The sequence below is a fragment of the Pedobacter sp. KBW01 genome (genome assembly GCF_003852395.1).
Classification (GTDB): Bacteria; Bacteroidota; Bacteroidia; order Sphingobacteriales; family Sphingobacteriaceae; genus Pedobacter.
In genome coordinates, this window is record NZ_QAJQ01000002.1 from 160164 (window position 1) to 177481 (window position 17318).

The 17318-nt window shown below is 38.4% G+C and carries 18 protein-coding genes; 12 read left to right on the forward strand and 6 right to left on the reverse strand.

All coding sequences use genetic code 11. From position 1 onward, the window contains the following. On the forward strand, positions 1-798 hold the full coding sequence (locus DBR40_RS01805; RefSeq protein WP_124558092.1) for an ABC transporter permease: 798 nt from the start codon (positions 1-3) through the stop codon (positions 796-798). A gap of 273 nt (positions 799-1071) precedes the next feature. After that, a complete protein-coding gene (locus DBR40_RS01810) occupies positions 1072-2640 on the forward strand; it encodes a M28 family metallopeptidase (protein ID WP_233603761.1) in 1569 nt (522 codons plus the stop codon). 99 nt (positions 2641-2739) lie between these two features. On the opposite strand, the gene DBR40_RS01815 is transcribed toward DBR40_RS01810, so the two are convergent. Then, entirely contained in the window at positions 2740-2970 is a 231-nt protein-coding gene (locus DBR40_RS01815) for a response regulator transcription factor (RefSeq protein WP_124558093.1), read from the reverse strand. Positions 2971-3396: 426 nt separating this feature from the next. Here DBR40_RS01815 and DBR40_RS01820 point away from each other — a divergent pair, with 426 nt between their 5' ends. From DBR40_RS01820 to DBR40_RS01860, 9 genes are all read left to right on the forward strand, one after another. Beyond that, positions 3397-3873 carry a hypothetical protein gene (locus tag DBR40_RS01820; RefSeq protein WP_124558094.1) on the forward strand — a complete coding sequence of 159 codons (477 nt, stop codon included), beginning with the start codon at positions 3397-3399 and terminating at the stop codon, positions 3871-3873. Between the two features lie 3 nt (positions 3874-3876). Further along, positions 3877-4572 carry a hypothetical protein gene (locus tag DBR40_RS01825; protein WP_124558095.1) on the forward strand — a complete coding sequence of 232 codons (696 nt, stop codon included), beginning with the start codon at positions 3877-3879 and terminating at the stop codon, positions 4570-4572. A gap of 104 nt (positions 4573-4676) precedes the next feature. Continuing rightward, positions 4677-5330: a sensor histidine kinase gene (locus tag DBR40_RS01830; protein WP_158673976.1), complete on the forward strand. Its 654-nt coding sequence runs from the start codon at positions 4677-4679 to the stop codon at positions 5328-5330. Positions 5331-5334: 4 nt separating this feature from the next. Then, on the forward strand, positions 5335-5976 hold the full coding sequence (locus tag DBR40_RS01835; protein ID WP_124558097.1) for a response regulator transcription factor: 642 nt from the start codon (positions 5335-5337) through the stop codon (positions 5974-5976). A gap of 189 nt (positions 5977-6165) precedes the next feature. Next, entirely contained in the window at positions 6166-6543 is a 378-nt protein-coding gene (locus DBR40_RS01840; protein WP_039472733.1) for a BlaI/MecI/CopY family transcriptional regulator, read from the forward strand. After that, positions 6540-8528: a M56 family metallopeptidase gene (locus DBR40_RS01845; protein ID WP_124558098.1), complete on the forward strand. Its 1989-nt coding sequence runs from the start codon at positions 6540-6542 to the stop codon at positions 8526-8528. Before DBR40_RS01840 ends, DBR40_RS01845 begins: the two co-directional genes overlap by 4 nt. A 17-nt stretch (positions 8529-8545) precedes the next feature. Continuing rightward, entirely contained in the window at positions 8546-9187 is a 642-nt protein-coding gene (locus DBR40_RS01850) for a TonB-dependent receptor plug domain-containing protein (protein ID WP_124558099.1), read from the forward strand. A gap of 26 nt (positions 9188-9213) precedes the next feature. Next, positions 9214-9948 (forward strand): energy transducer TonB, encoded by a 735-nt coding sequence (locus tag DBR40_RS26960; protein WP_124558100.1) that lies wholly within the window; start codon positions 9214-9216, stop codon positions 9946-9948. Between the two features lie 194 nt (positions 9949-10142). Continuing rightward, entirely contained in the window at positions 10143-10841 is a 699-nt protein-coding gene (locus DBR40_RS01860; protein ID WP_124558101.1) for a TonB family protein, read from the forward strand. 510 nt (positions 10842-11351) lie between these two features. Here the strand turns inward: DBR40_RS01860 and DBR40_RS01865 are convergent. From DBR40_RS01865 to DBR40_RS01875, 3 genes are all read right to left on the reverse strand, one after another. After that, complete coding sequence (locus DBR40_RS01865) at positions 11352-12122, reverse strand: succinate dehydrogenase/fumarate reductase iron-sulfur subunit (protein ID WP_124558102.1); 771 nt, start codon at positions 12120-12122, stop codon at positions 11352-11354. 66 nt (positions 12123-12188) lie between these two features. Beyond that, positions 12189-14168: a fumarate reductase/succinate dehydrogenase flavoprotein subunit gene (locus tag DBR40_RS01870; protein ID WP_124558103.1), complete on the reverse strand. Its 1980-nt coding sequence runs from the start codon at positions 14166-14168 to the stop codon at positions 12189-12191. A 19-nt stretch (positions 14169-14187) separates the two neighbouring features. Further along, on the reverse strand, positions 14188-14868 hold the full coding sequence (locus tag DBR40_RS01875) for a succinate dehydrogenase cytochrome b subunit (RefSeq protein WP_124558104.1): 681 nt from the start codon (positions 14866-14868) through the stop codon (positions 14188-14190). Positions 14869-15194: 326 nt separating this feature from the next. Here DBR40_RS01875 and DBR40_RS01880 point away from each other — a divergent pair, with 326 nt between their 5' ends. After that, positions 15195-16316, forward strand: a complete 1122-nt coding sequence (locus tag DBR40_RS01880) for a TlpA family protein disulfide reductase (protein WP_124558105.1) — start codon at positions 15195-15197, stop codon at positions 16314-16316. An 89-nt stretch (positions 16317-16405) separates the two neighbouring features. On the opposite strand, the gene DBR40_RS01885 is transcribed toward DBR40_RS01880, so the two are convergent. Further along, positions 16406-16597 carry a cold-shock protein gene (locus tag DBR40_RS01885; protein ID WP_039472718.1) on the reverse strand — a complete coding sequence of 64 codons (192 nt, stop codon included), beginning with the start codon at positions 16595-16597 and terminating at the stop codon, positions 16406-16408. 112 nt (positions 16598-16709) lie between these two features. Further along, positions 16710-17312, reverse strand: a complete 603-nt coding sequence (locus DBR40_RS01890) for a tetratricopeptide repeat protein (RefSeq protein ID WP_158673977.1) — start codon at positions 17310-17312, stop codon at positions 16710-16712. Between the last annotated feature and the right edge of the window lie 6 nt (positions 17313-17318).

Genomic DNA, 17318 nt, shown 5'->3' on the forward strand with positions numbered 1-17318 from the left:
ATGCGCTCTTTATACATCTCGTTAGTATCCGAATTTTACAAATCGAAGAAAACCCTCGCTTTTTGGGCAGCTATATTGCTACCGTTAATCATTTGTGGACTCATTACTTTTGGTTTTTACTCCAGTTCAGAAAAGATTTTAAACTTTCACTACCCTCCAATGGTGTTGTGGGCACAGTACAGTGGTGCAGCACTTGGTGTAATGGGTATGTTGGTCATGCCATTCTATGTCATATTTATGGCTTTTTCGGTAAATAATATCGAACATAAAAACGATACCTGGAAAACCCTGTTTGCACAACCTTTAAACAAGCTTTCTATTTATGCCGCGAAATACCTGTACGCAGTAGGATTAATATTTATCTCGTTGTTTTTATTTGCCGTACTTACCTATGGTTTTGGTCATTTGCTTCAAGTACTTGTACCTAAATACAACTTCAATCAATACGATCCATCGGGTATTTTAATCAATGCTTACACCAAATTATTCCTATCATCACTAGGCATTTTATCGCTGCAGTTTATCCTTAGTTTAGTATGGGCCGATTTTCTTAAACCCATGGGGATAGGCTTTGTTGGCACTATTATGGGCATTATTACCGCCAATGTAGGTTGGAAATATGCTTACTTAATCCCTTATTGCCTGCCAACCCTATCCTTAAAGGTAACTAAAATAAAAAAAGGAGTTGATCCTTTAGATTTTCCTGTTTTTACACAAGAAATATGGACCAGCTTAATTTACGCGCTTATCCTGTTTATCGTCGGTTATTTCATTGTGAGCAAAAAGAGCATTAAATAGTACATTCGAAAAGCAATTTCAGCAATTCACTTTAGCGTTAGTCCTGCTTAACATTACAAGTCCGCTCCCGAAGAAATATCGGGATGCGTGCTTTTCATTTCATCTGATAGCTATCGGATTTGGTTTATTTCACCCATGTTCTGTCAAAAAAATAAGTTCCCATTCCAGAATTTCACAAAACACCACGTCTTCCGTGTAAAAATCTCATTGTAAAACGATTTGAAGGGCTTTTAAATGTATTTTTAAGTTAAAATCACCTAACAAATTATTCTAATGATCAAAAGATTTACCACTACAGCACTGGCCCTTGGCTTTTGCTTCTCGGCCTTTGCACAAGATACCCCTGATGCAGCCATAGTTCAAAAAATCAGGAAAGAAGGTCTGGAAAATTCGAAAGCAATGGACATTGCCTTCAATTTAACCGACGTAAGCGGTCCGCGCTTATCCAATTCTCCGGGTTTAAAAAAGGCACAAGATTGGGCGGTTAAACAATTAACCGACTGGGGGCTCAAAAATGCGCACCTCGAGGCCTGGGGAACCTTCGGTAAAGGCTGGCAAATCGACAAATATTATGCGGCCACCACACTTCCTTTCTACCATGCCATTATTGCCTCGCCCAAAGCCTGGACGCCTGGCACAAACGGACCAATTAAATCGGAAGTAATCTTAATCAAAGCTGATAGCGTTGCCGACTTAGCTAAATATAAAGGCAAACTGGCAGGCAAAATCATCATGATGGATCAAGGCGCCCCTTTAACCAGTGGTACCAAGGCCGATTTTGCACGCTATGCCGATTCTACTTTGGCCCAAATGGCCGCTGCAAAACCCCAGGCTGCAGGCCCAAGACAACGGCCTGCTGGCGGACCAATGGCCGATAGAATGGCACAAATGATGAAAATGCGCGAAGTACGTGCTGCCATGAATGCCATGTTGGTTGAAGAAAAAGTTGGATTGATCTTAACTTATGCCCGTGGCGGACAAGGAACCTTTTTTACAAGTAATGGAGCGTCTTACGCTTTAGATGCTAAACCCGTATCGCCTGAACTGGAAGTAGCAGCAGAAGATTTTTTACATATATTACGTCTTTTACGCGCAGGCAAACCAGTAGAAGTTGAAGCAGATATTAAAACCTCTTTTTATGATCAGGATCCGAAAGGCTACAACGTAATTGCAGAGATACCAGGTACCGATAAAAAATTAAAAGATGAAGTGGTAATGATTGGTGGCCATTTCGATTCGTGGCATGCCGCAACTGGTGCTACCGATAACGCTGCCGGCTCTGCCGTAATGATGGAAGCTATGCGCATTTTAAAAGCAATCAATTTTAAGCCTAAACGCACTATCCGTATTGCCCTGTGGAGTTCGGAAGAGCAGGGTTTATTTGGTTCGAGAGGTTATGTGGCCAAACATTTCGGCGATCCAAAAACAATGGTATTAACCCCCGATCAGAAAAAAATATCAGCCTATTACAATCTCGATAACGGAACCGGAAAAATACGCGGTGTTTATTTACAGGGCAATGCAGCAGCTGGGCCTATTTTTCAAAACTGGTTAAATCCATTTAACGATTTGGGCGCAACTACTGTTACCATTAACAATACTGGCGGTACCGATCACCAGGCCTTTGATGCTGTAGGCATCCCGGGGTTTCAGTTTATCCAGGACCCTGCCGATTACAATACCCGTACACACCATAGCAATATGGATACTTATGACAGACTGGTGGAAGACGACCTGAAACAAGCTGCAACCATTATTGCTTCTTTCGTTTATAACACCTCACAACGCGAAGCACAAATCCCAAGAAAAGAGCTTCCCGCACCACAGCCGGCAAGGCCATAAAGGGTAAAAAACAGCATAAAACAAAAGCCTGCTTATTTGACTTTAGGGATCAAATGCAGGCTTTATTATTTATTTGAGAGGTTGTGTATGTCTTAGCCCCTAAAGGGATAATATTCTTTCTTTAAATGCCCATACAATCAATTGGTACGAATTTCTTAAATCGAGTTTCCTCACCATATTTCTTCTATGTGTATTAACGGTATGCTCGCTTATAAAAAGCATTTCGCCAATTTCTTTACTGTTGTAACCCATTGATAACAGATGTACTATTTCAACTTCTCTTTCGCTTATTGCGTTATGATTTTCCTGAAGTAGGATATTATTTATCATTTTTAAAAGAATTAAAGGTTTAATGAAATCATGGTTTATTATTTCCCAGGTAACTAGATCTTATCTTCAACAGACTCTTTTTAAAATAGGTTTAAAAAATGGCTTATGAGGATAGACAACCTTAATACCTGGCAACAACAATTTATTCGGTTGTTATTGTAATACCAAAAGTAGTGGTAGGCGACAATTGGGCGCTTGTGCAAAACGCCCTTATTAATAGGGTATTTTTACGGTATTGAGACATCAAAATACTCTTTTAAGGAATGTACCCGCCAAGCTGTTCATCAATCGTTCAATAATGCACTGACAAACACAGCTTGACCTCGAATTGTATTAGTATTTATACTGTTTTTAACTTTTTAAGTAACTCCTCCATCGCGCATATCATCATTTGATTATATTTGAAATATTAAATCAACAAATTTTATGATCAAAGACAAAGAAACTAAAGACGGTACGGACAATACTGTACCAGTAGAAATTGCCAAACAAATGACCGCAGCATTCCGCAAAAGTCAGAATGCAGAAAGTGGTATTTACACCAAAGCAGCCTGGTATCCGGCAGCTCAAATGACATCGTTAATTAAAAAAATGGCAGAACTGGATGGCGATGGTATCAGGATCTATTTTGGCCGGTATACCAGCGATATTATCAGTCAAATCAACAAACTAGAATACGGCGATAAAATTCCAGACAGCTATGTTGATATGAATACCGTATTATTGGTAATTACTAAAAATATTGATGGTAAACCAGGAACAGATTACTTTGTAGAGAAAGGATATGCTTATAAATCACATGATGGCAAGTTATGTGACACCCCACCAACCGATCCTGAAAACAGAGCAGAATTATGCCCAACACAGTGCGATGAAAAAAGCCCGTTATCGGGACCAGAATAAAATATGGTAGCAAAAATTGCCGGAGAATTAGATTTACATCAGGTATTAAAGCTGTGTACCCCAAAATTTAATGCTTATCCTTATTACTTAAGTCTGGCTTTTGGCCTGTACTTTTTATATCGGGATAAAACAAGGTTTTGGAAAATTACCAACCTTTACCTGTTTCTTGTGGTATTAACTCAAATTATAGCACGATATTCTGCTAAAATATACCATACCAATATAGCCGTATTTAATGTATATATCATAATAGAAATATCTTACATTACCTATGCGTTTTATGTTTTCCTCAGCCAGTATATTAAGATAAAAAACTGGCTGATTGGTATTTATATTGGCACTATGATCACTTATGCCGTATTTGTTTATTTATATGATTTAAATGTATATAATACTTTTACCATAAGTTTAGCGTCGGTAATTTTTGTTATTTATGGCTTAATGTATTTTTATCTGTTATTAAAAGATGAAAACTACATCGATTTAAGGAATCATCCCGCCTTTTGGTGGGTTGGCGGAACACTGATTTTTTATTTCGGGAGTACCTTAGCCAATTTCTTTGATGACCTGGTGCAACATGTTTATTTAGGAAAACTTAACGCACGAATCATCATTTACACAACACTTAACTTTTTTCTCTACGCCTTTTGGGCCTATTCATTTGTATGCAGAGCTCGACAACGGAAGTTATCTCATTAATATTACTGGCATCATTAGTATTTCTTTTGATGCCAATATTTTTATTGCTTTATATCAGATCATATAACAAGCATAAAAAAAATCATTTTCTCGAAAAGCAGAATATGCAGCAGAAATTCGAAGCCGAAATGCTGCAGGCCCGTGTTGAGGTACAAGACCAAACCATGCAGAGCATTGCTACTGAACTGCACGATAATGTGGGTCAGCTGCTCAGTCTTACTACGCTTACCCTTAACTCGGTAAATTTATCCGATGAAGTTAAAGCCAAAAAGAAAATAGAAAATTCGCTCGAGCTGGTTAACAAATCCATTAAAGAACTGAGAGAACTGGCTAAACTTTTACATGGCGAGCAGCTGGTAGAAAACGGTATTGGCCATGCTATCGACCAGGAAATTAGCTGGCTAAGCAAGAGCGGAGCCTATACCATTAAGGTTAACAATACCCTATCGGATTCGGGTTACAGCTCACCAGATAAAGACCTGATTATTCTCCGTTTACTTCAGGAAATTATTAACAACATTATTAAACACGCGCAGGCTACCCAGATACAGATCGATGCGCATCTTAAAACAGGCAAACTCAGCCTGATTGTACAAGAAAATGGTGTTGGTTTTAATCCCGATGAAATTAAAGCAAAGAAATCGGGAATGGGCCTTAATTCTATTTATAAAAGAATTGAGATGATCAATGGAAAATTAACACTAAATTCGGCACCAGGAGAGGGTACTTCAACTTCAATAGAAATCCCCTATCCTTAATTATATGCAGAATCCTAGTATCGCTATTGCTATCGTTGATGACCACACCCTTTTTCGCTCAGGGTTGGCCAGTTTATTGGAAGAATTTGATGAAATAGAAGTAAAGTTTGAGGCCATAAACGGAATCGATCTTCAATCTAAAATTAACCATCATCCCGATGTTCAACTGGTGCTAATGGATATTAACATGCCGGTTATGGATGGTTTTGCAGCAACTAAATGGGTTAAAACTAATTTCCCAAAGGTGCATGTACTTGCCCTGAGCATGCTCGAAGATGAAAAAGCAATTATAGGTATGCTTAAAGCCGGCGCTGGTGGCTATATGCTTAAAGAATCTACTCCATCGGATCTATTTGCTGCGATTAAAGTAATTGTAGAAAAAGGCTTCTTTGTAAACGAGCTCGTATCGGGCAGGCTCTTGGTTGCACTGAAAGACACCGATGCAAAACCTATTTTTTGGGCAAGAGAACTTACCTTTTTACAGCATTGCAGTACCGAACTTACGTATAAAGAAATTGCCGATATTATGAACGTGAGTCCGCGAACGGTTGATAATTACCGCGAATCACTTTTTGCCAAGCTCAATATCAAATCGCGCACCGGACTGGTAGTATATGGCATAAAAAACAGTCTGATTAGCATCTAACCAAAATCAAACTACTACAAAAGCTTATTCTCCTGCCTAATTTTCAGCCTTTACTTTAGTAAGCTAATCCGATCAGGATGCCCTTTATTTTTTTCTAATATTTATCAAATAAAATTTGGATAACTAACCAATTAGTTTTAACTTTAGTTTAAGCAAATTATTTTGCCCGTCCTTATTATTATTACCATGATGGAAATTAAAGATTTAACTAAAGCCGAAGAGCAGATTATGCAGGTTTTATGGCAACTGGAAAAAGCATTCGTCAAAGAAGTAATTGATGAACTACCGCTTCCTAAGCCGGCTTACAACACCGTTTCAACCATTATCAGAATCCTGGAAACCAAAGGATTTATTGGCCATGAGGCGTTCGGGAAAGCACATCAGTATTATCCCTTAGTGAGCAGAGAAGAGTATAAGCGCCATGCAACAGAAAAATTGCTGGGCAATTACTTCGAAAATTCAGTAGAGAGTATGTTCTCTTTCTTTGTTAAAGAAGAAAAACTGGATTTAAGTGATGTTGATGAGATTTTAAAAATGATCAATAACATTAAACACAAACCAAAATGAGTTTTGCCCACTACCTATTGCAGGTAAACCTATACTTGGTTGTTTTTTACGGTGTTTATAAACTACTGCTGGATAAGGAGACCTATTTTACCTTAAACCGTATCTATCTGGTATCTGCAGGCGTGCTTTCGTTATGTATCCCATTTATTCGTTTAGAGTGGCTTACCGAACATAAAGCTGCCCAGCAGGTTTATACTACAGTTAACTGGGAAGCCGTATTGCAACAAGCCACAGTAGTAACAGAGCGCAACAACGGCCTCATTTGGGCAAATGTATTTGTTTATATCTATTGTGCAGGTATCCTGTTTTTCTTAGGTAGATTGGTATTTAACTTACTGGCGGTGAAAAAAATGTTGGTACCAGGAAAAGCCGGAGTGGCTTTCTCTTTCTTCGGCAAAAAAATTATCGATCAGAATTTGCCTCAAATGGATGTAATTGATATTCATGAGCAGGCACACATTAAGCAATGGCATACCGTTGATATTTTGTTTTTTGAAATTTTAGGGATCATTACCTGGTTAAACCCCATTATATACCTCTATAAAAAAGCGATTAAAAATATACACGAGTTTTTGGCAGACGAGCTGGCAGCAGCGTACCAAGGCGATAAAGCCGAATATGCGATGCTGCTGCTCAGCAAATCTTTCGGCATTTTGCCCAATGCTTTAACCAACAATTTTTTAGATAAATCGCTGATCAAAAAAAGAATTTTCATGCTTCATAAAGAACGGTCTAAAAAGATCGCCATTATGAAGTATGGAATTTTTATCCCTTTGTTTGCACTTCTTATTGTATTTTCTTCGGCTACGGTACGTAAAAACGAGAAGTTAATCTCCATTACAGATCGCATTCCATTAGAAAAACCAATAGAAATTGTACAGCAAATGGTAACCGAAACACCTGCTGAAACACCAGTAGTACACAAAGTTTCTGTTGAAGGTAAAGCCGATGCGAACTGGAATGGTTTTTACCAGTTCTTATCCAAAAACATTAAATACCCTGCCATAGCTAACAGCAACGAGGTGCAGGGCAACGCCCAGGTAAAATTCAGTATAAAAAACGGGAGGATTATAAATATCTCTTCTAATGTGGAGCTCGGTTCTGGCTGCGACGAAGAGGTAATGAAATCCATTTTATCGTACAAGGACTATAAAAAAATAGCTGACGGGAAATATGCACTAACCGTTGGCTTTAATATTCCAGAGTCTTCAGAACAGTTTAAAAACAAAGTGTTGCCTAAGCCAGCTGGCTATACCAACCTAAACAAAATCATGGTGATGGCGTATCTGCCTACTCCTGCCGAGCCAGAAGTAAATCTGGAACCCGATCAGGATAAAAAGGTTTACGATTTCGTTTCAATAGAAAAACAGCCTGAATTTCCGGGCGGGATAGTCAAATTTTATAAATATTTAAGTGGTGCAATTAAATATCCTACGCTGGCACAAGAGCGAAACGTACAGGGGAAAGTATTTTTATCATTTGTGGTAGAAAAAAATGGCTCATTAAGCGATGTACAGATTACAAGAGGCCTGGGTAGTGGTACCGATGAAGAAGCCCTGAGGGTTATTAAAGAATCGCCAAAATGGTATCCAGGCATTCAGAATGGTGTACCTGTGCGGGTAAAATATAACATTAATGTTAATTTTACACTTAGCGACGGTGAAACAAAGCCCGCAAAAACCGTAAATTCTGATGCAACGACTGTTAAATTTAAAAATGAACTAAACTTTAACGGTGTAATTGTTGTAGACGGTGTAAGATTAGCCGATAATAGCTCTTTTAACACCCTTAATCCAAATAATATCGAATCTATTGAGGTATTAAAAGATCAGGCGGCAACATTGCTTTATGGAAGTGCCGCCAAAGCCGGAGCCATCGTTATTACAACTAAAAGTCCAAAAAACAGTCTTTTCAAAAAACCAGATCAGAAAGAACTCACCATTGACAGAGCTGTTCCGTTTTTTGATGTGAGACAAAAATTCTAACTAAAAAACTGACTGACATGAAAAAAACAATTGTATTTACGGCTATAATGGGTTTAACCATGGCAGCCTTTGCCCAAAAAGCAGACAGTACTAAGAACGTAACGATTAAAATTCGTGGTAATGCAATATCTGACGCGAAACAACCACTGATTGTAATTGATGGCAATAAGCAATTTAGCAGAGATATTAACCAGATTGCGTTGGAGCCAGACAATATTGAATCGATAAATATACTAAAAGACAATAGTGCTATTTCTACCTATGGAGCTGACGGCTTTGCTGGTGTGATAGAAATTAAAACAAAAGGTTCGAAAGAGAGAAATAGCCTAACTGCCTTAGATAGTAATATGAATTCAAACCTGAAAGGAAAAGTTTATGGTCTCACTGTCCGCCCTGGTATTGCACAGCCAGTCGCCTCTAATGGATCGGGCTTTTCTATTTCAAAACTTGGCATTAAGCTAAAAAATGGTGCATCATCTCCTTTATACATTGTAGATGGTAAAGAAACAGATAGGAACATCACTATAGATCAGGATAGTATTAAATCTGTTGAGGTTTTAAAAGATGCTGCTGCCAAAAAACTTTATGGCGATAAGGCAAAAAATGGCGTAATTATTATTACAACAAAAAATGCAAAACCGCTCTCCGAAAAGAATTAAATAATTAACCTTTTAATTAAAAAACAATGAGAAAGCTAATGATTATAGCCCTACTGGGCTGTGCTATGTTCATTAATTCGGCAAATGCGCAAAATAAAGACCAGAAAGTATACGATTTTGTATCGGTACAAAAGCAGCCTGCCTACCCTGGCGGTATTGCCAAATTCTACGAATACATTAAAAAAGAAATAAAGTACCCCGAAGTTGCCAAAAAGAACAAAACCCAGGGCAAGGTGTTTCTTTCATTTGTAGTAGAAAAGGATGGCAAATTAACAGACATTGTAGTTATACGGGGCTTAAGCCCGGAAACCAATGCAGAAGCCATCCGGTTGTTTAAACAGTCGCCAAAATGGAACCCAGCCATGCAGGATGGGAAACTAGTACGTGTAAAGTACAACATGGCTATAAATTTCGACCTTGCCAAAGCTGGCAATACTAAAACAGCAAGCCTTCAGCAGTCGGACACTAAAACACCTGAATACCAAGGTGGATTGACTAATTTATACCGTTATCTGGCCAAAAACATTAAGTATCCTAAAGTAGCCCCAAAAAATAATGTGCAGGGAAAAGTGATGCTCTCATTCAATGTAGAAGAAGATGGTAGCCTATCCAATATAACCGTAATAAAAAGCCTGAGTAAAGAAACCGATGAAGAAGCGATCAGAGTAATGAAATCATCGCCGCGCTGGAATCCCGGGCTAGATAAAGGAATTCCTGTGCGCAGCAAATATGTGATGAACATCAATTTTACGCTTAGTTAATTAAATATTATTGATGAGCAAATCTCCAGTTGTTACATGACTGGAGATTTTTTATACATTATGCCACGTAGTGCCTTCATTAAATTTAAGTTAATTTTATCGGTACCTGATAGAAAAGGCAAAAAACCACTCATAAAAATCGGCTGCTTCGCGTCAGGCCGCAAGTCTGAATTTAGTAAATACTATATTTGGGCATGAAAAAATATCTATTTACACTGCTCAGTCTTTTAACCCTTTTTTCTGCCCTGCAAGCGCAGGAGGTAAGTCCCGTTACCGCTAAACCATCCGTTATTTTGGATGGCAAACTATTATTAAACGGCATGGATACCTTGCGTAAATTTAAAAAAGAAGACATTGAATCTGCAACCATTTTAAAAGACAGAAATAAAACTGCCCTGTTTGGAATTAACGATAACAATGGCCTGCTCATTGTATTTACCAGGGCAAAACAAAATACCGCCGAAAATATTGCCCTTAAAGAAAAGATAGCTAAGCTTAATATTGCAACAAAACCCGATATGGTAATGAAGGCAGGCCAAACTGTCAACCCCTCGAGAGATTCGATTGCCAAAGGAACATTCGACTTCGTTAGCATAGAGAAACAACCTGAATTTCCGGGCGGTTTAAAAGCTTTTTATCAGTATTTAAGCGCTAATATCAAATACCCAAAAGAATCGGCAAGGAATAAGATTCAGGGAAGGGTATTTTTATCGTTCATTGTAGAAAAAGATGGTGAGTTAAGCAACGTAAAAATAATGCGCGGAGTTAGCGCCGACATTAACGAAGAAGCCATAAGGGTTATTTCAGGTTCACCGAAATGGAATCCAGGTATTCAGTTTGGTGTACCGGTACGTGTAAAATACAACATCAACGTTAATTTCGCACTTAACTAATTACCATTCCTAACCTAAAAAACACAAAACCCCAGCAAAAAATTGCCGGGGTTTTATGTTTTCTCTCCTGTCTCGGAGCAATAAATTTAGAAAAACTTTAATGTATATGCAAATATTACAGAATAAAATTTCCATTTAGGCAAAACTTTAATATGCATACATAGAATTATTGTCAGTTTCGCAAACTTTTATTTTGTCGACTGTTTGTTGCCCTAGCTTTCGATTTTAAGGTTTCTCGTTTCGTATGTTTTCAATACACCACATAAATGTTAAATCGATAGCTAAATTCAGTTTTACCGCTGGTTAAAAAACGACTAGGATTTGTATTATTATTATTTTCGATTTAACCAGTTTTATCATGTTTTTAATCAGGTTTACCTTCTAAAAGCAATTTATTAAATGACAAAGCGCATAAAAAGGACGTGGCTTATACCAGCGTTTTAAACTAAAAAGCCCCCACTAGGTGGAGGCTTAACAATCCAGCTGTTAAACTGGATGCACAGTATATTTTTAAACTGTTTCTTCTGAAATGAATTTCGAAGAAGCAAAGTCGCGGTTCATACGGGCAATATTTTCTAAAGAAATTCCTTTAGGGCATTCTGCTTCGCAGGCACCGGTATTGGTACAGTTACCAAAACCTTCGGCATCCATTTGCGCTACCATGCTTTGTACACGGCGATAACGCTCTGGCTGACCTTGTGGTAACAATGCCAGTTGAGAAACCTTTGCCGATACGAAAAGCATTGCAGAGGCATTTTTACAAGTAGCTACACAAGCACCACAACCGATACAAGCTGCCGCCTCGAAAGCCGCATCAGCCTGCATTTTAGGAATAGGCAGGTTATTGGCATCTTGTGCATTACCGGTATTTACCGAAATAAAGCCACCAGCAGCAATAACCCTGTCAAATGCAGAACGATCTACCGTTAAATCTTTTACTACCGGAAAAGCCGCGGCTCTCCATGGCTCAACCACAATGGTATCTCCATCTTTAAAAGAACGCATGTGCAACTGGCAGGTAGTTACCAGATCTTTTGGTCCGTGTGGACGACCATTGATGAACATCGAACACATTCCGCAAATACCTTCGCGACAATCGTGATCGAACACCACTGGTTCTTCGCCTTTATTAATCAGATCTTCGTTTAACACATCGAACATCTCCAAGAAAGACATATCTGGCGAAATACCGGATAATTTATAATCAACCAAAGCACCTTTGGCATTGTTATTTTTTTGACGCCAAACTTTTAGCGTTAAGTTCATATTTCCTGTACTCATGATATTGAGATTTAGGCGGGGAGCATAGGGCAAAGTGTTTTACAACACTTTGCCCTATGCACTCTGCTATTTATAACTTCTTTGTGCTACTTTAATATTTTCAAACTTCAATTCTTCTTTATGAAGCTCGAAATTTACACCTTCTTTAAATTCCCATGCGGCAACGTATGCGTAGTTTTCATCATCACGTAATGCCTCACCCTCTTCCGTTTGGTATTCTTCGCGGAAGTGACCACCACAACTCTCGTTACGGTTTAATGCATCGATACACATTAACTCACCTAATTCGATAAAATCGGCAACGCGGCCAGCTTTCTCCAACTCAGTGTTTAACTCATCAACTGTTCCAGGTACACGAACGTTACTCCAGAATTCGGTGCGTAAAGCCCTGATTTCCTGAATTGCTTCGTTTAAACCTTTCTCGTTACGGGCCATACCGCATTTTTCCCACATGATATTACCTAAACGTTTGTGGAAATGATCTACAGATTTTGTTCCCTTAATGTTGATCAGGGTATTTAAAATGCCTACAGCTCTTTCTTCGGCCTCTACAAACGCAGGGTGATCGGTCGGAATAGCTTTGGTAGAAATTTCTTTTGATAAATAAGCACCAATGGTGTAAGGTAAAACAAAATAACCATCGGCTAAACCTTGCATTAAAGCCGATGCACCTAAGCGATTAGCACCGTGATCAGAAAAGTTAGCCTCTCCGGTGCAATATAAACCCGGTACCGAAGTCATTAAGTTATAATCAACCCAAAGTCCACCCATGGTATAGTGTACCGCAGGGTAAATACGCATTGGTGTTTCGTAAGGGTTTTCACCTGTAATCTGCGCATACATATCGAACAGGTTACCGTATTTTTCTTTAATTACGGCAGTACCTAAACGCATGCAGGTTTCTTTATCCGGATTGTGGTTACCCGCCTTAGCAGCTTCAATTTTTCCGTAACGCTCGGTATTGGCTTTAAAATCTAAGTAAACAGCTAATTTAGATGTACCCACACCATAACCTGCATCGCAACGCTCTTTAGCTGCACGTGAGGCCACATCACGTGGAACCAGGTTACCAAAAGCAGGGTAACGGCGCTCTAAGTAATAATCTCTTTCATCTTCAGGAATTTCTGAAGCTTTACGGGTATCATCTTTCTTTTTAGGCACCCAGATACGCCCATCATTACGTAACGATTCAGACATCAGCGTTAGCTTTGACTGGTGATCGCCGGAAACAGGGATACAGGTTGGGTGAATTTGTGTATAGCAAGGATTTGCAAAGTAAGCACCTTGTTTGTGTGCTTTCCATGCTGCTGTAACGTTACTACCCATAGCGTTGGTAGAAAGATAGAATACGTTTCCGTAACCACCTGTACCCAATACCACTGCATGACCGAAGTGACGTTCGATTTCGCCGGTAATTAAGTTACGTGCAATAATACCACGGGCTTTGCCATCGATTTTAACAACCTCAAGCATTTCGTGGCGGGTGTACATTTCTACTTTACCCATACCAATCTGGCGTTCTAAAGCAGAATAAGCTCCCAATAACAATTGCTGACCGGTTTGACCCGCAGCATAAAAAGTACGTTGAACCTGTGTACCACCAAATGAACGGTTATCTAACAATCCGCCATACTCGCGTGCCAAAGGCACACCCTGGGCCACACACTGATCTATAATATTGGCACTTACTTCGGCCAAACGATGCACATTGGCTTCGCGGGCACGGTAATCGCCACCTTTAATGGTATCGTAAAATAAGCGATAAGTGCTATCGCCATCATTTTGATAATTTTTTGCTGCATTGATACCACCCTGAGCCGCAATGGAGTGTGCTCTACGCGGTGAATCCTGGAAACAGAAACATTTAACTTTGTAACCCATTTCGGCCAGAGTAGCTGCCGCCGATGCGCCTGCTAAACCCGAACCTACAATAATTACTTCGATAGTTCTTTTGTTCGATGGGTTAACCAAAGGCACAGAAGACTTATACTTAGTCCATTTGCTTGTTAACTCGCCTTCTGGAATATTTGAATTAATATCTGACATATCTCTTTTGTGCTAAAAACTAATTAATTAAACCTGCATAAACTGCAATTGGCATTGCGGCGAAAAGAATCGAAATAATGATCGAATACCAAACACCTAAGCCTTTTATTATACCGTTATATTTTGAGTGGTTCCATCCTAATGTTTGGAAAGCCGAAGCAAAACCATGCAATAAGTGGTAGCATAAAGAAAACATAGCTAAAATGTACACCACAACCCTTACCGGATCCTGGAATTTCTCTCTCATTACTGCATACAAATCTTCGTGGCCATTGGCATCTACAGTTGGTATGCCGGTAAAACGAGAAACTACCCAAAAATCTTTTAGGTGAACTACTAAGAAAATAAGTAATAGTGTACCCAATAAACCCATTGAGCGGCTATACCATTTACTATTTGCCTTACCATCGTTTACTGCATATTTGACCGGCCGTGCTTTTTGGTTTTGCAAGGTTAGCCTTAATGCCTGAAAAATATGTACAAGCAAACCAATAAACAACACAATTTCGCCCGCCCTAATAAGCCAGTTGGTGGCCATAAAGTGCGCCCCAATGTTAAAGGTTAAGCCACCGTCATTAATGAAAATTAATGCATTAATAAAACAGTGTACTACTAAAAAAAGTATCAGGAACAAACCTGTAATACCCATGATGAATTTCTTCCCTATTGATGAAGAAAACGCATTTCCGAAACCACTCATTTGATTAGGATTTATATCTATATTTCTTGCAAAAGTATTTAATTATGAGTTTAATTTATAAACGAATATGACAAAACAACGATAAAACATTTATTTAGAAACATTCTAAAGCATATTCAGAGATAAATGGAAGATTAGGCGATTATTCTGGTTTTATAATAGAATATTACTCATCTTATGGAGGAACAACAGCCCAAGTTACTACGATAAACTGTATTGTAATCGTTTCTTTACCCACATGGCAGATATACTAAAGATTTATTTTCACTTACACTAATTAAATCAACTAAACTTTTCGTTATATTTAGCTCTCCAAATAATCAAACATGAAAAAACAGCTCTACCTGATTGCGCTCGTCGCCTGCCTGTTCTCTGCATGCGACCCTGCACCTGCTACCTTTAATGTAGAAACCAAAAACTTTGGCCCGAATGCGGTAATTACCATTCAAAGTTCTGAAAATAGCGAAACACTAAAAGTAGAAAACATCACCAATGGAAAACAACATTTTAAGATCAATGTGTTTAATAAAGGCTATGCCATTTTAAGAACAGAAGATGGCACGAAAAAACAGGAGTATTTCTTTTATCTGGATAAAGGAAATTTCGATGGGGTATTAGATGGATCAGACATCAACGCTTATCCCTTTAAAAGCCTACCCTCAAAAAAGGGTGAAGAATTTATTGACTTTTATAAAATACGCCAAAACCTGACCAAAAACCTAATGGATAGTCTCGTGATAGTAGAAGATGAGTTGGATAAGGCAAATCCAAACAACATTATGGAGCGGGCCAAAAATGCAGATCGCTGGAGAGAGAAAAAAATCCACTTCGAGTTTAATGCTATAAAAGCTTTCGCTAAAAAATTCCCGGGGTCTGAATTAAGCCTTTTTCTGTTGGAGCGTTATGGCAGGGCCGAAACTGATCCTAACCTTTACACATCTATTATTAACAGCTTAGATGATGAGGTTAAAGAAAGTAAAAGAGGTAAGCAACTTTTAAAAGAGACCGAGCAAGCCAGCAAAATGATGGCCGGAAGCAAAATGCCAAATATTGAAGGTGAAAACCAGCAGGGACAGAAATTCGATTCCAAGATCTTAAAAAAGGTCAATCTTTTTATCTGTTGGGCATCTTATAGCACAAAAAGCAGAGAAAACAACCGCATTCTAACTACGCTTTATGATAAGTATAAAAATAAAGATGTCGAGTTTATTGGTATCTCCTACGACAAAAAGAAAGATTGGTGGATAAATGTAATTAAAGACGATAAGCTAAACTGGCCACAATATGCTGATTTAAAGGGAGCAAAATCCCCAAATGCAAAAAAGATAAGTAATTACAGCATCACTTATTTCTTTTTGGCTGACAAAAACGGTACGGTATTAAGTAATAACGATCTGAATTTGGATTTAGTTGACGACGAAATCAGTAAAAACCTGGCAGGCAGATAGACCTGCTTACTGCAAAACCTACATTCAAAAGCAAAAAAAAGGTCCCGATTTACATCGGGACCTTTTACGATTTATGTGTTTGAGTTTTCTTAAGCTACTTTAACATTTACCGCGTTTAGGCCTTTTCTACCTTCTTCTACTTCGTAGTTTACGGTATCATTCTCGCGAATGTTGTCAATTAAGCCTGAAGCATGAACAAAAATTTCGGCATCGCCATTTGACGGGATGATAAATCCGAAACCTTTAGTTTCATTAAAAAATTTTACTGTTCCTTGTTGCATTATATTGTATTTTAATTTGCGTCAAATATAGACTTAAATACCTATAAATCACTTTTTTATTTTTTAATATTTAAATAATTGCTAAATATATTGATTAATTGCCTTTTAAGCCCTATTTAACCGATCTATTTAGCCCATCTGTGCTCGATGTATCACCTGGTTTTATCAATAATGCGCGTTCAAAACAAGCTTTTGCTTCTGATTTTCTGCCTGAAAACAATAAAGACCAACCTAACATGTGATTGCCATCATAGTCAAAAGGGTACAAAGCCACAACCCTGGCAAAATACTTGGAAGCATTTACATACTGTTTCCGGTTGTAGATAATTACCCCCACCCAATAGTTTGCCTGCGTATTTTGAGGATCAATTTTAATGATGCTATTATATTGCTCCATCACTTTCTCCCAACTGCCTAACAACGACAGGGCTTTTATTAAACCAAACCGCGCTTCAACCGAATTTGGTCGTGCTGCAATTGCCCTGTTATAATAATTTTGAGATGCAGTATAGTTCTTGGCCAAATAATACAACCACCCTATCCTGAGGTTGGTTTCATAATTATTTTCGGCATAAAAAGGCATTATATCACTTATGGCTTCGGTATAACTCTTTTTACTTTCGTTGTTATAACTATTTTGGAAGGCCTTTTGCAATGCAACATTGGTTTGAGCATTTGCCTCAAATACAGATAAGCCAAGAATTGCAACTACCATAAATTG

Bases quoted from the DNA above. Each gene is read 5' to 3' on its own strand.
- DBR40_RS01805 (WP_124558092.1), top strand. From the start codon at position 1: ATGCGCTCTTTATACATCTCGTTAGTATCCGAATTTTACAAATCGAAG.
- DBR40_RS01810 (WP_233603761.1), top strand. From the start codon at position 1,072: ATGATCAAAAGATTTACCACTACAGCACTGGCCCTTGGCTTTTGCTTC.
- DBR40_RS01815 (WP_124558093.1), bottom strand. From the start codon at position 2,970: ATGATAAATAATATCCTACTTCAGGAAAATCATAACGCAATAAGCGAA.
- DBR40_RS01820 (WP_124558094.1), top strand. From the start codon at position 3,397: ATGATCAAAGACAAAGAAACTAAAGACGGTACGGACAATACTGTACCA.
- DBR40_RS01825 (WP_124558095.1), top strand. From the start codon at position 3,877: ATGGTAGCAAAAATTGCCGGAGAATTAGATTTACATCAGGTATTAAAG.
- DBR40_RS01830 (WP_158673976.1), top strand. From the start codon at position 4,677: ATGCAGCAGAAATTCGAAGCCGAAATGCTGCAGGCCCGTGTTGAGGTA.
- DBR40_RS01835 (WP_124558097.1), top strand. From the start codon at position 5,335: ATGCAGAATCCTAGTATCGCTATTGCTATCGTTGATGACCACACCCTT.
- DBR40_RS01840 (WP_039472733.1), top strand. From the start codon at position 6,166: ATGGAAATTAAAGATTTAACTAAAGCCGAAGAGCAGATTATGCAGGTT.
- DBR40_RS01845 (WP_124558098.1), top strand. From the start codon at position 6,540: ATGAGTTTTGCCCACTACCTATTGCAGGTAAACCTATACTTGGTTGTT.
- DBR40_RS01850 (WP_124558099.1), top strand. From the start codon at position 8,546: ATGAAAAAAACAATTGTATTTACGGCTATAATGGGTTTAACCATGGCA.
- DBR40_RS26960 (WP_124558100.1), top strand. From the start codon at position 9,214: ATGAGAAAGCTAATGATTATAGCCCTACTGGGCTGTGCTATGTTCATT.
- DBR40_RS01860 (WP_124558101.1), top strand. From the start codon at position 10,143: ATGAAAAAATATCTATTTACACTGCTCAGTCTTTTAACCCTTTTTTCT.
- DBR40_RS01865 (WP_124558102.1), bottom strand. From the start codon at position 12,122: ATGAGTACAGGAAATATGAACTTAACGCTAAAAGTTTGGCGTCAAAAA.
- DBR40_RS01870 (WP_124558103.1), bottom strand. From the start codon at position 14,168: ATGTCAGATATTAATTCAAATATTCCAGAAGGCGAGTTAACAAGCAAA.
- DBR40_RS01875 (WP_124558104.1), bottom strand. From the start codon at position 14,868: ATGAGTGGTTTCGGAAATGCGTTTTCTTCATCAATAGGGAAGAAATTC.
- DBR40_RS01880 (WP_124558105.1), top strand. From the start codon at position 15,195: ATGAAAAAACAGCTCTACCTGATTGCGCTCGTCGCCTGCCTGTTCTCT.
- DBR40_RS01885 (WP_039472718.1), bottom strand. From the start codon at position 16,597: ATGCAACAAGGAACAGTAAAATTTTTTAATGAAACTAAAGGTTTCGGA.
- DBR40_RS01890 (WP_158673977.1), bottom strand. From the start codon at position 17,312: ATGGTAGTTGCAATTCTTGGCTTATCTGTATTTGAGGCAAATGCTCAA.